General features: G+C 72.9%; 9 protein-coding genes. 4 read left to right on the top strand and 5 right to left on the bottom strand.

Translation table 11 applies throughout. The features are described from left to right. Positions 1-4 precede the first annotated feature (4 nt). Positions 5-1024, bottom strand: a complete 1020-nt coding sequence (locus tag A0130_17510; GenBank protein ID ANF33214.1) for an NADH pyrophosphatase — start codon at positions 1022-1024, stop codon at positions 5-7. A 61-nt stretch (positions 1025-1085) separates the two neighbouring features. Between A0130_17510 and A0130_17505 the strand changes: the two genes are divergently transcribed. Continuing rightward, entirely contained in the window at positions 1086-2159 is a 1074-nt protein-coding gene (locus tag A0130_17505) for a macrolide 2'-phosphotransferase (protein ANF33213.1), read from the top strand. Here A0130_17505 and A0130_17500 read toward each other — a convergent pair. Further along, a complete protein-coding gene (locus A0130_17500; GenBank protein ID ANF33212.1) occupies positions 2090-5458 on the bottom strand; it encodes an ATP-dependent DNA helicase in 3369 nt (1122 codons plus the stop codon). The genes A0130_17505 and A0130_17500 overlap by 70 nt on opposite strands. After that, the gene (locus A0130_17495; protein ANF33211.1) at positions 5455-8622 is read right to left on the bottom strand and encodes an ATP-dependent DNA helicase; all 3168 of its coding nucleotides are present in this window, start codon (positions 8620-8622) and stop codon (positions 5455-5457) included. The genes A0130_17500 and A0130_17495 overlap by 4 nt, the downstream gene beginning before the upstream one ends. 125 nt (positions 8623-8747) lie before the next feature. Here A0130_17495 and A0130_17490 point away from each other — a divergent pair, with 125 nt between their 5' ends. After that, positions 8748-8972, top strand: a complete 225-nt coding sequence (locus A0130_17490; GenBank protein ID ANF33210.1) for an ATP-binding protein — start codon at positions 8748-8750, stop codon at positions 8970-8972. A gap of 9 nt (positions 8973-8981) precedes the next feature. Continuing rightward, on the top strand, positions 8982-9284 hold the full coding sequence (locus A0130_17485; protein ID ANF33209.1) for a hypothetical protein: 303 nt from the start codon (positions 8982-8984) through the stop codon (positions 9282-9284). 15 nt (positions 9285-9299) lie between these two features. Here the strand turns inward: A0130_17485 and A0130_17480 are convergent, their stop codons facing one another. Continuing rightward, on the bottom strand, positions 9300-10013 hold the full coding sequence (locus A0130_17480) for a hypothetical protein (GenBank protein ID ANF33208.1): 714 nt from the start codon (positions 10011-10013) through the stop codon (positions 9300-9302). 125 nt (positions 10014-10138) lie between these two features. On the opposite strand from A0130_17480, the gene A0130_17475 reads away from it, so the two are divergent. Beyond that, entirely contained in the window at positions 10139-11635 is a 1497-nt protein-coding gene (locus A0130_17475) for an RNA helicase (GenBank protein ANF33207.1), read from the top strand. A gap of 80 nt (positions 11636-11715) precedes the next feature. Here the strand turns inward: A0130_17475 and A0130_17470 are convergent, their stop codons facing one another. Continuing rightward, entirely contained in the window at positions 11716-12843 is a 1128-nt protein-coding gene (locus A0130_17470; GenBank protein ANF33206.1) for a hypothetical protein, read from the bottom strand. Positions 12844-12894 lie beyond the last annotated feature (51 nt).

Raw genomic sequence — 12894 nt, 5'->3', positions numbered from 1 at the left:
GCGCTCACGCGGCCGGCGGCTCGTCGAGCGGGCCGCCGTACCAGTCCTCGATGAGGGCGCGCGCGATCGACGATCGCCCGGGAAGGATGATCTGCTCGCGCGCCGCCCAGAGCTCGTCGCGGCTGAACCAGCGCACGTCGAGGATCTCCTCGCCGTCCGGGTCGAGCGCGGAGGCGGACTGGTCGTCGGCGAGCCGGGCGGTCATCCCGACCATGACGGAGGCGGGAAACGGCCAGGGCTGCGACCCCTTGTAGCGCGCATCCACGACCCGGACGCCCGCCTCCTCGAAGATCTCGCGCTCGACCGCGGCCTCGAACGACTCCCCCGGCTCGACGAAGCCCGCGAGGAGCGAATAGCGGGACTGCTCCCACATGGCGTTGGAGCCGAGCAGGAGGCGGTCGTCGGCGTCCAGCACCGTGACGATCACCGCGGGGTCGGTGCGCGGGAACACCTCGGACTGGTCCTCGAGGCAGCGGCGCACCCATCCCGCCTGCTCGACCACCGTCGGCGACCCGCAGCGCGGGCAGTGCGTGTGCGAGGCGTGCCAGTTCGCCATGGCCAGCGCCTCGGTGAACAGGCCCGCGTCGCGGTCGCTCAAGGCCGTCGCGACGGTGCGGAGGTTGCCCCAACGCGCCTCGTCGGGCTCCAGCTCCTGAGCGGCGGCGTCGGTCAGCACCTCCAGGACGACCGCTGTTCCGACGGGCTCGGTCTCGGTCGCGACCGTGGTACGGCCGAGGTAGACGCGGATGAGGGCCGACGTCACGCGTTCGACCGGGAGCAGATCGAGCACGGCCGGTCCCGCATCCGGGGCCGACCAGCCGTCCGCGGCGGGGGTGGCGGCCTCCACGCTCTCCGCGGTCAGCAGCGCGCGCCCCTTCCACAGCGGCAGCACCCGCGTGGCCGGCTCACGCCACAGCTCGTCGAACAGGGCGGGGCGCGAGCGCGCCGCGTGGTCGCGGTCGGTCGCGTGACGCGACAGCGGCAGCGCCGCGAGCGGAAGGAAGGAGGTGGGGGCGGACGACATCGAGGTCCTTTCGGGGCGTGGCGGAGGCCGAACGCAGGTGAGGCCCGTTTAGCCTAGGTGCATGGCCAGATCCCACTTCACTCTAGCCGCGCTGGCCACCTCGGCCGTCCCCGACCTCGACGTCTCCGGCGCCCGCAGTCACAGCGCCGGCGGGTCCGGCGACTTCGACTCCGCGCTGCTGAGCACGAGGGACGGCCGGACCGTCATCGTCCGCGTCCCCACCACCCAGGTCGCCGAGACGGAGCAGAGCGCCGATCTCGTGGCTCTGCGCGCGCTCACGACGGGCATCCGCAGCCGGCTGCCCTTCGACGTGCCCCACTACCTCGGCCAGGCGCCGGTCGGCGGCACACGCGCCGTCGTCTACGAGTACCTGCCCGGCCGCCACATCTCGGTCGAGGACGTGCCCCCGGGCGATGGTCTCGCGGGCTCCATCGGGCACGCGATCGCGGCCATCCACGCCCTCCCCACCGCCTTCGTCGGCGAGGCCGGACTGCCCGTGATGTCCGCCGCGGAGTGCCTGACCGCCGCCAACTCGGTGATCGAGTCCGCCGCCTCCACCGGCCTGCTGCCGACCGCGCTGCGCGACCGCTGGCGCGACGCCGCGGCCGACCACTCCATCTGGCAGTTCCAGCCGACCGTCATCAACGGGTCGCTCACCGCCGAGTCGTTCCTCGTCGAGGACGACTCGGTCTCCGCCGTGCTCGGCTGGTCCGCACTCCGCGTCGGCGACCCCGCGCGCGACCTGCACTGGCTGCTCGCGATGAACCCGGAGGCGACGGACGGCGCACTCGGCGCCTACGCCTCCACCCGGCAGGTGGCGACCGACCGGCAGTTCACCCAGCGCGCCATGCTGTACGCGGAGCTGGAGGTGGCCCGCTGGCTGCTGCACGGCCGCGAGGTGCGCGACCAGTCGATCGTGGACGACGCCGTCGAGATGCTCGACGGGCTGGTGGATCGGGTGCACAGCAACTCGATGAACCCCCTGTCGACCGCGACCGGGCCGATCATGGCCGTGACCGACGTCGAGGCGATGCTCGACCGCACGCCCGGCGACCGCGCCGAGGGCTACCGCCGCTCGGGTGGGATGAAGCCGGTGGCCGACGACCAGAGCGACGTCAGCTCCTCCTCCGCGTAGAGCCGCTCGGGCCGCACCACGCGGTCGTCGGCGACGAAGTAGAACACCGCGTCGATCCGCTCCGGGTCGACGCCGGCGTAGCGGGCGAAGGCGAGCCGATAGAGCGCGAGCTGCAGCTGCTTGCGTTCGAGGTCGTCGGCGTCCCGCGGCGCCTTGCCGGTCTTCCAGTCGACGATCTGGTAGTCGTGGACGCCGTCCTCTGCACGGTAGACCGCATCCAGCTTGCAGACGACGACCTGCCCGGCGAGCGTGATGTGGATCTCGAGCTCGACCTTTTCCGGTGCACGGCCGGCCCACTCGCTGCGCTCGAACGTCGCCTTCAGCTCGGCGAAGCGCTCGGCCTCCAGGAGGTCGCCGGCGAGGTCCAGCTCGGCGCTGTACGCATCCAGTTCGTCGGCGGAGCCCGCGACCGTGCCGAACCGCTCCTCCACCCAGGTGTGGAACAGTGTGCCGAGCCGGGTCTGCCGGTAGGGACGCTCCGGCATCGGGCGCCGGAGGGCTGCCGCGACGGACGCGGGGTCGCTGACGTAGTCCTTGAAGCGCGAGGCGGGGATGCGCGCCGGGAGCTCGACCAGTCCGGCCTCCTCGTCGCGCCGCGCCCGCTCGGCGAGCAGCAGATCGAGGTCGCGGGCGTACACGCCGCCGTCGCCCGGCCCGAGGTCGCGGGCGCGGCGCACCGCGTCCGCCGCCGCCTCCACACGGCCGCGGCGCGCACCCAGCGGCTCCAGCGGCCAACTGACCCTCGAGGAGGTCAGCGCCAGCGGGTTCTCGTCGGGTTCGTCGCAGTCCGGGAAGGCATCTTCCGGAAGCAGGCCGGCCTGCTGCAGTTCGAGCAGGTAGGCGCCGGGTCCTCGCGGCTTCGTCTGGGTCGACCAGTACGAGCCGGTCAGCAGCAGCCGACGCCGGGCACGGGTGACCGCGACGTAGATGAGGCGACGCTGTTCGTCGAGGTGGCGGGCGACGTTCTCCTCCTCGTAGGCGGCGATGGACTCGTGCACGTCCTTCTGCGTCTCGGCGGTGCGCCAGGCGACCACCGGGAGCTCGGCGGAATCTCCGCGGAACTCGTTCGGCAGCTGGCCGAACGCCAGCCAGCCCTTGCGGCTCTGCGGCGGCCCGGGCAACTCGCCGTCGACCAGCCGCGGCACGGCGACGACGTCCCACTCCAGGCCCTTGGCACCGTGGATCGTCAGGATCTGGACCGTGCCGGGCTCCGCCTCCTCGCTGCGCGGCGCCAGGTTGTCGCGCTGCTCGGCCTCGGCGAGCCAGGAGAGGAACGAGCCGAGCGTCGCCTGGTCGTCGGCGGCGAGATAGGAGGCGACCTGCTCGGCGAAGGCGTCGAGGCTGGCCTGACCGAGCTGGGCGGTCTCGTTCGCGGCGACCTCGATGTCGAGCAGCAGCTCCTGCTGCACGAGCGTGACCAGGTCGAGCAGGTCGAGCCCGACCCGCGACCGCAGGTGGTCGAGGCGGCGGCCGGCGTCGCGCATCCGCTCGAGTCCGACGGGGCTGAAGCCCTCCAGGCGGCCGTGGCCGTCGGGCGCCTCGAGCACGAAGTCGAGCGCGTCGACCAGCGAGGCGCCCTCCTCGCCGGCGACCGAGCGGCGCAGGCGGTCCCGCAGCTCCGGGTCAAGCCGCTGGTGCCGGTGGTCGCGCTCGGCGAGCCAGGAGGCGACGTCGCGCAGGGCGGCGATGTCCTTCGGGCCGACGCGCCACTTCGCGCCGGTGAGCAGGCGGATGAGCTCGGACCCCGCCGTCGGGTCGTGCATGACGCGGAGCGCGCTGACCAGATCGGCGATCACCGGCTGCTCCAGGAGCCCTCCGAGGCCGAGCACGTGGTACGGGATGCCGTGGCGCGCGAGCGCGGTGGTGAACACATCGATCTTCTTGATCGACCGGCACAGCAGCGCTGCGCTCGGCGGCGCGCCGTCGGCGTCGCGCTCTCGCATCCGTTCGCCCAGCCAGGCGGCGACGGTCTCGGCCTCGTCGGCGACGGTCTGCTCGAACGCGGCGGTCAGTTCGCCCGCGACGGCCCCCGGGCGCGGCTGCAACTGCTCGACGTGCACCGGCGATGCGGCGGTCAGCGGCGCGACGAGGGCGTTGGCGGCGTCGAGCACGCGGGTCGGGTTGCGCCAGCTCGTGCTCAGCGCGTACTCGTCGGCCGCGCCTTCCGTTCCGGGACGCTCGCCCGTGAAGTCGGCGGAGAACCGGCCGAGGTTGGCCGCGCTCGCGCCGCGCCAGCCGTAGATGGACTGATGCGGGTCGCCGACCGCCATGACCGGCCGGCCGGCGAAGAGGCGCGAGAGCAGCCGTGTCTGCACGACGGAGGTGTCCTGGTACTCGTCGAGAAGGACGACGCGGTACCGGCGGCGGTAGTCGGCCACGACCTCCGGAAGGCGCTCGGACACCGCGAGCGCGAGGGCGACCTGGTCGGAGTACTCTACGAAGCCGCGGCGCCGCTTCTCGTCGGCGAAGGCGCGTGCGAGATCGAGCAGCGGCGGGAGCGAGCCGACCGCCTCCACCGCGGATCGCACCGAGGCGTACAGCTCCTTGACCCGCCCGTTGCCGGTCGGGAGCTCGGCGATGCGGCCGAAGCGCTCGACCATCCGCTCGACCTCGTCGGCGTCGGCGACGTTCTCGCTGAGCGCGCGGCTGAGGCCGACGACGGCGCTGGTGACCGCCTCCACCCCCTTGTCGAGCTCGACCAGGCGGTCGTCGGTGCTCGTCACCACGAGCCGGCGCGCAAGCTGCCAGGCGGACGCCTCGCTCAGCACCGCGGACTCCGGCTCGCGCCCGATCAGCAGCGCGTTCTCGCGGAAGATCGCGTTCGCGAACGCGTTGTAGGTCGCCACCTCGGGCGCCTCGAACGGATCGAACTCGACATCCGTCACGCCCGAGGCGACCAGCTGCTCGATGCGGGTGCGGATGCGCCCGGCGAGCTCGCCCGCCGCCTTGCGCGTGAAGGTCAGGCCCAGGATCTCGGGCACGCGCACATGCCCGTTCGCCAGCAGCCAGACGACGCGGTTCGCCATCGTCTCGGTCTTGCCGCTGCCCGCGCCGGCCACGACGATCGCGGGGCGGAGCGGCGCCTCGATGACGGCCTGCTGCTGCGGGGTCGGGATGGGCAGTCCGAGCGTCTCGGCGATCTCGGCGGCGCTGAGGGAGCGAGCCGGCCGGGGCCGCTCGGGCGCGGCGGACTCCTCCTCAGCCAGGGAGAACGCCTGCTCGACCAGGTCGAGCCCGGCCTGCTCGGTCGCCCACTCCAGCAGGCTCTCGTCGTCGACGTGCGTCGCCTCGTCGGTCATGCGCCACCTCCCGCACTGCCCGCGCCCGCACTGACGGCGGGGACCAGATGGATGCGGTACTCGTAGCGCCCGTGCGGGTCGCGTTCTCCGAGGTCGACCACCCCGGTGAAGGTCGCGGCGGCCATGCCGGCGGCGGCAGCGGTGACGCGCTCGCGGAGGCGCTCCAGCCTCTCCTCGTCGACACGGTCCTGCGCCACCTCGCGGTAGCCCTTGCCGCGCACGCCCTTGGCCACGAACAGCAGCTTCGCTCCCCCGGACGGCAGCCCTCCCGCCTGCTCGATCGCGCCGTGCTCCATGGCGAGCTGGTACGCGCCGAGCTGCGCGTGCTCGGCCGCCTCGGCGGCGGAGGGCGTGCGGTTGCCGGTCTTGAGGTCGACGATGACGACAGTGCCGTCGGGGGTGCGCTCGACGCGGTCGATCGTGCCGCGGACGAGGGCCCGCCCGACGCGCAGCTCGAAGGAGCCCTCCGAGCCGAGGAGTGCGCCTCCCGCCCGCTCGAAGTCCCGGAGGTACTCCGAGACCCCGGCGGTGAGCGTGCGCGTACGCCGCCGCTCCTTCTCTTCCAGCCACGGCGACTCGAAGGCGAGCTCGCCCCAGCGCTTCTCGACGCCCTGCCAGAGCCGCTCGACACTGAGGTCGCGATCGTCGCTGGTGCTCGCCTCCTCCATCACAGCGTGCACGACCGTGCCGATGCCGGCGGCGAGCCCGCTCGGCGACGCAGCCATCGTGTCCACGAACCAGGCGAGCGGAGACTTCTCGAACGTCTCGAGCCGCGACGGCGAGACCCGGACGACCGCCTCGGGGTCGTCGAGGTCGACCAGCGGCTCGCTCGTGGACGGCTCGAGCAGGCCGTACCACGACGAAGGATCGGCGCCCTCCACCCCGGCGTCGGCGAGCCGGGCGAGGGCCGCGGCGGCGTCGGCGGAGCCGGTGGTCGCGAGCCGGCGGCGCAGACGTCCTACCATGCCGCGCAGGGACAGTGGATGCGCGCCCTCGTCGACGTCGTCGACGGCCAGCTCCCCCGCCAGCCGCAGGAACGGGGACGGCTGCTCGTCGTCGTTCGCGGTGGCCGTGAGCAGCACCTGACAGCGGGCGCGGGAGACGGCGAGGGCGAACATCCGGAGTTCGTCGCCGAGCACCTCGGCGCGCTGGTCCTCGGTCTCGGTGCTGCGTCCCTCCACCGCGTCGGCGAGCTCCTGCGGGTGCAGCAGCGAACCGCGGAGGCGCAGGTTGGGCCACACGCTCTCCTGCAGCCCGGAGACCGCGACCACCTCGAACTCGCGGCCGATCGCGGCGCTCGGCGTGCAGACGAGCACGGCGTCGGCCGCCGTCTGCGCGGCCAGGGTGTCCTCGGGGACCTCCGCTCCCAGCAGCTCGACCACGAAGTCGGACGCGGGCCGCTCGGGGTACCGCTCGACGAACCGCCGGGCGGCCGTGAAGAGGGCGACGATGCCGTCGAGGTGGCGGTTGGCCTCGTCGGCGACGATGCCGCTGCGCTGCGAGTGCTCCAGCCAGCGCCCGGCCAGACCGCTGCGCTCCCATGCGTGCCACAGCAGCTCCTCGATCGAGGCGCCCTGCTCGGCCTTCTCGCGGCCCGAGCGCAGCGTCTCGGCGAGCCGGCCCGCGCGGCGCGCGGGCGACGCGTCGATGGTCGCCAGGTGCGCGGGATGCTGGAGCGCCTCGACGAGCAGGTCGTCGCCGGGGCGGTTGCCGTCGCCCGCGAGCTCCTCCTGCCGGAGCGCCAGCCGTAGACGGCGGAGGCTGATGCTGTCGAGGCCGCCGAACGGTCCGAGCAGCAGTTCGTTCGCCACGATCGGCGTCAGCTCGACCGCGCCGAGCAGCACGCCGGCCACCGTGATGAGCTGCCGAGCCGCGAAGTCGTCGCGGAGGGGACGGCCCGCGATGCTCGTCGTCGTCGGCACCTCGGCGACGGCCAGGGCGCGGGACAGCGCGGGAACGTGGGCGCCGGACCGCACGATCACGGCCATCTCGCTCCACGGGACGCCGTCGAGCAGGTGGCGCTCGCGCAGCTTGCGGGCGAGGCGCGCCGCCTCGGACGGTGCGGAGGTGGCGACCAAGCGGACGATCTCCGGGCGCGGGTCGTCGGTGTCGGCGGAGCCTCCCACCGGCTCGGGACGCCCGGCCGATGCCATCCGCTGCACCCCCGCGGCTGCCGCGCCGATGCGCTCCGTCACGCGCGCCGTGAGCTCGCGGAGGGCCGGGGTCTGCCGGTGCGCGGTGGTCAGGACGAACCGGGTCGCCGGCACGCCGAGTCGCGACTCGAGCTGGCCGAGAGCGGTCGCCTCCGCGCCGCGGAACGTGGTGGACGCGACATCCGGGTCGCCGAATGCGACCACCGCGACGCCGCGCTCCGCGAGAGCCCGCAGCAGCGCCAGGGTCGCGACCGTGGCCTCATGCAGGTCGTCGACGAACACCGCGCGCAGCCGGTCGAGCGAGCTGCCCTCGCGGACCGCGGTCACCGCCGAGGCGATCAGCTCGGCGGAGTCGACGAACCCGCCGCGGTAGCTGTCGACCACGAGCTGGTACTCCGCCATGAAGCGCGCCGCGGCACGCCACTCGTCATGCCCGGTGATCGCGCCGAGCTCGGAGAGCCGCGACGGCGTCACTCCGCGCTCGGCGCACCGCGCCATCAGCTCGCGCAGCTCGGTGCGGAACCCCCGCAGCACGCGGACCTCCTCGACGAGCGGCTCCGGCCAGACCGGACCGGAGTTGTCCTCCAGGTGGCCGCTGAGCAGCTCGGCGATGATCTGATCCTGCTCGCCACCGGTCAGCAGGCGGGGCGGGTCGAGCTGGAGCCTCCGCGCGCGCTCCCCCACCAGCTGGAAGGCGAGGGAGGTGGCGGTGCGGGCGAGCGGCCCCTGGGTCGGCACCTCCAGGCGCAACGCGATGCGGTCGCGCAGGGCCGTCGCGGCGGTGCGGGAGGCGCTCAGAGCGAGCACCTCGTCCGTGCCGTAGCCGCGCCCGTGCACGCGCTCGGCCAGCGCCTCCACCAGCGTCGTCGTCTTGCCGGTGCCCGGCGCGCCGAGCACCGCGGCGGACGCCCCGTCGGGCAGTCCGAGCACCTCCGCCTGGGCCGGATCGAGCGCCAGGCCGGCGGATGCGGGGGTGCGCTCGGCGCGCATCCGGAAGCCTGTGGTGCTCATGCCTCTCACGGTATCGGCGTCCGCCGACAGAGAACGCGAGCGGGGGCCGCGAGCCGTGTGCCGTAGTCTGAACTCACACCGGCCGGTCAGGCTCGGAACGCCCAGAACTCCTGAAAGGTACCGTCGTGGAGATCCGCATCGGAATCGTCAACGCCCCCCGCGAGCTCAGCTTCGAGACGTCGCAGTCGGCCGAGGAGCTCACCGGGCAGGTGAAGACCGCCCTGACGAACGGCGGCGGCGTGCTCGAGCTCCACGACGACAAGGGCCGCCTCTACGTCGTCCCCACGGCGGGCATCGCGTACGTCGAGTTCGGCACCGAGGAATCGCGCCGGATCGGCTTCGTCGGCTAGCCTCCACTCGTGGAACTGCTCTTCGTCGTCCTCGGCGGAGCCATCATCGGGCTCGCCGGGCGCTACCTTCTGCCGTACCGCCACGCGCACGGGTCCGTGCTGATCCCGGCGGTCGGCGTCATCACCGCCTCCGTCCTCTGGGTCGGCCTGACCTGGGCCGGCCTCAAATGGGACGGCGGCTGGATCTGGTGGATCACCCTGCTCGGCACGGCGCTCGTCGTCGCGGTCGTCGACCTCGCGGTCGGGCGAGCGCGTACGGCCGGCGACGACCGGATGCTGCACACGCTCACCCGGGGCGCGGTCGCGCGCTGAGGCCGCCGGGAGCCGCTACGCCGTCAGCCCCAGCGCATCCATCCGCCGGGTGTGGGCCGCGATCAGCTCGGTGAAGATCGGCTCGATCCGCTCCTCGTCGGTGGCGCGGTTGCCCGAGAGGTGCAGCGCCGAACGCGCCACCAGCAGCGTGTCGCCCACCAGGCGGCGGCCCCACATCGCGAGGCGTGACGCCAGCCGGGGGTCTTTGCCGATCTCGGTTCGCAGAACCTCCAGCACGCCCTCCTGACCCGACTCCGAGCCGAGCAGGTGCGCCAGGCGCGGACCGACGTCGCCCGGGAGGCCGGCAGCGAGGCGGATGAAGAAGTCGTCGAGCAGGCCGCCGGTCACCAGCGCGGACAGCAGCGTCTCGCGCCAGTCGGCGCCGACGATGAGGGCGCTGAAGCCCTCGATCTCGACCGCGAACGGCTCCATCGCGGCCGCCGGGTCGTCGCCGCGGCGGCGCAGCTCGGCGACGATGCCCTGGTGCTTGGAGAGCGCATGCCCGGCCGCGGCCGACACGAGCTGCTTCGCGTGCAGGTCTTCGGTCTCAGCGGCGACGCGCGAGAGCGTCTCGAACTGCTCCAACTGCAGGTACGCGGCCTGACCGAGGTAGGGCACGAGGTCGGGCATGACCTCGTGCAGGTCGACGCGGACGGTGGTGACAGGCCGACGCGGCGTCAGGCGCGGGAGCTCGACGTTGGGCCGGCGCCGGGTGAACCACGTGGACATGCTCAGCAGTGTATCGGGCGGGTCCAGTAGGCTTGGAACGCCGTCGGCGCAGGATCGACGGCCCTACGCCTGCGACAGAGAACAAGGCGTAGACCTTCCGATCGAATCGACAGGCAAACCTCACAGTGACTTTCTCAGAACTGAACATCGACCAGGACATGGTGGACGCGCTCGCGGCCAAGGGCATCGTGGAGCCGTTCCCCATCCAGTCGCAGACCATCCCGCTCGCCCTCACCGGCCAGGACATCATCGGCCAGGCCAAGACGGGAACGGGTAAGACCCTCGGCTTCGGCCTTCCCCTCATCCAGCGCCTCGGGCTCGACCCGGAGCCCGGCGTGAAGGCCCTCGTCGTCGTGCCGACCCGCGAGCTGGCCATCCAGGTCTACGAAGACCTCGAGCTGGCCGCCGCCGGGCGCCCGACCACCATCGCCGCGATCTACGGCGGTAAGGCGTACGAGGGTCAGGTCGCCCAGCTCAAGGCGGGCGCCCAGATCGTCGTCGGCACGCCCGGCCGTCTGCTCGACCTCGCCGGCCAGCGCATGCTCAGCCTCGCCGGCGTGCAGGAGATGGTGCTCGACGAGGCCGACAAGATGCTCGACCTCGGCTTCCTCGCCGACATCGAGAAGCTGTTCGCGCAGACACCGGCCACCCGCCACACCATGCTCTTCTCGGCGACCATGCCTGGCCCGATCGTCGCGCTCGCGCGCCGCTTCATGACGCGCCCGGTGCACATCCGCGCCTCCGACCCCGACGAGGGCCAGATCCAGGCGAACATCAAGCACCTGATCTACCGCGCTCACTCGCTCGACAAGGACGAGGTCATCTCACGCATCCTGCAGGCCGAGGGCCGCGGCAAGACCGTCATCTTCACGCGCACCAAGCGCGCTGCCGCCAAGCTGGTCGAGGAGCTGAACGACCGCGGCTTCAACGCCGCCGCCGTGCACGGCGACCTCAACCAGGAGCAGCGCGAGCGCGCCATGGCCGCGTTCAAGGCGGGCAAGAAGGACATCCTGATCGCGACCGACGTCGCCGCCCGTGGCATCGACGTCGACGACGTGACACATGTGATCAACCACACCATCCCTGACGACGAGAAGACGTACCTGCACCGCGCCGGCCGCACGGGTCGCGCGGGCAAGACCGGCATCGCCGTGACCTTCGTCGACTGGGAGGATCTGCACAAGTGGGCCCTCATCAACCGGGCGCTGGAGTTCGGGCAGCCGGAGCCGACGGAGACCTACTCGTCGTCGCCGCACCTCTACAGCGACCTCGACATCCCGGCCGGGGTGCGAGGCCGTCTGAAGGCGACTCCCGCCGTCAAGGCGCCGCAGGCTGAGGGCGCACAGCCGTCGCGCGGCGGCCGTTCCGACTCGACCGGCCCCGACGGCGGCGAGCGTTCCGGCCGCAGCCGTCGCCGCACGCGCGGCGGTTCGGGTTCGGGATCGGCCCAGGGGAACGCGGCGCAGGGCGAGTCCTCGGCGGCCCCGGCTGAAGGCGGCGAGCCGAAGGCCGCAACAGGCACGCACGACGGAGGCGGACAGCAGCACCGCGACGGCAACAGCGCCCCGCGCCGCCGTCGTCGCCGCTCCCGCGGCGGCTCCCCCGCGACACCCGCGAGCTGAGCCAAGCGCATCCGACGGTCCCCGGATTCTTCGGCCGCTTCCGCTGAGGAAGCCGGAAGGATCCGGGGATCGTCTGCGTGTCAGTACCAGTTGGGGTCGTGGCTCATCTCGAACGACCACGCGGCGCACGGTGACCCGTAAGCGCGGTTGATGTAGTCCAGGCCCCAGTTGACCTGCGTGTTCTGGTTCGTCATCCAGTCCGCGCCCGCGGTCGCCATCTTGCTGGCCGGCAGCGACTGCGGGATGCCGTAGGCGCCGCTCGACGTGTTGTAGGCGTCCGCGCGCCAACCGGACTCGTGGTTCCACAGCTTGATCAGGCACGGCATCTGATCGCTCCCCCAGCCGAACGCCCCCAGACGGCTCGCGGCGTACGCCTGTGCGCCGGCCGGGTCGACCACCATGCCGGGCGGCGGGGCGAAGCCGTCGGCCCCGCCGCCGGTGTTCGCCGCAGCGGCGGCAGCGGCGGCCGCCGCCTGTCCGGCCGCGTACTGCTGCTCGACCGACGCCTGCGTGTTCTTGAGGGCGGCGAGCTGCGCGTAGAGCGTGTTCGCGTGCTGCTTCTGGTCGGCGAGCTGCGCATCCGCCGCCTGCTTCGCCGCGGTCGCCGCCTCCAGCGCCTTCTTCGCCGCAGTCGCCAGCTGGTCGCGGATGGTCTTGGCGCCCGCCGCCTGGGTGCTCAGCGACGACGCCACGTTCTTCTGCGCGTTGGCCTGGGCGAACAGCGCGCTGCTGCGGTCGGCGAGCTGGGACACGGCCCCGAGCTGGTAGAGCAGGGTGTCGGACTTCGACGCATTCGGGCTGAGGAAGAGGCGCAGCGACACCGATGAGGTGCCGGCGCGGCTCAGCTGCTCGGCCAGTTTGCCGCTCTGCGCCCTGAGCTGGTCGGCCTTCGCCGTCGCATCCTGCGCCTTGGCGGCGAGGTCGTCGGCCTTGGCGGTCGCCTTCTGCAGAGCGTCCTCGGCCGCGCCGTACTCGCCGAGCCGCTTCACGGCCAGGTCGCCGGCGGCGTTGGCCGCGGACTGCAGGCTCTGCAGGAGCCCGTTGATCCGGTCCACCTCGGCTTGGGCGGCGGCGGCGTTGGCCTTGGCGGCCTGCACGTCGTCCCACGAGGGATACGTGTCCGCGCTGGCCGGGGCGGCGCCGCCCGCGATCACCAGGGCGGCCGTCAGTGCGGCCGCGACCGCCGATCCTCGCCAGAACCGTCTCACCCGCACACCTCGTCTCTCAACCCCGACCGGGGTCCAGGCTACGGGGTGGAG

The organism is Leifsonia xyli (assembly GCA_001647635.1).
Lineage (GTDB): Bacteria > Actinomycetota > Actinomycetes > Actinomycetales > Microbacteriaceae > Leifsonia > Leifsonia xyli_A.
This window is presented reverse-complemented; position numbering and strand designations above follow the sequence as displayed.

What these genes read in the sequence shown, in the direction of transcription:
- A0130_17510 (ANF33214.1), bottom strand. Translation starts at nt 1,024, where the DNA reads ATGTCGTCCGCCCCCACCTCCTTCCTTCCGCTCGCGGCGCTGCCGCTG.
- A0130_17505 (ANF33213.1), top strand. Translation starts at nt 1,086, where the DNA reads ATGGCCAGATCCCACTTCACTCTAGCCGCGCTGGCCACCTCGGCCGTC.
- A0130_17500 (ANF33212.1), bottom strand. Translation starts at nt 5,458, where the DNA reads ATGACCGACGAGGCGACGCACGTCGACGACGAGAGCCTGCTGGAGTGG.
- A0130_17495 (ANF33211.1), bottom strand. Translation starts at nt 8,622, where the DNA reads ATGAGCACCACAGGCTTCCGGATGCGCGCCGAGCGCACCCCCGCATCC.
- A0130_17480 (ANF33208.1), bottom strand. Translation starts at nt 10,013, where the DNA reads ATGTCCACGTGGTTCACCCGGCGCCGGCCCAACGTCGAGCTCCCGCGC.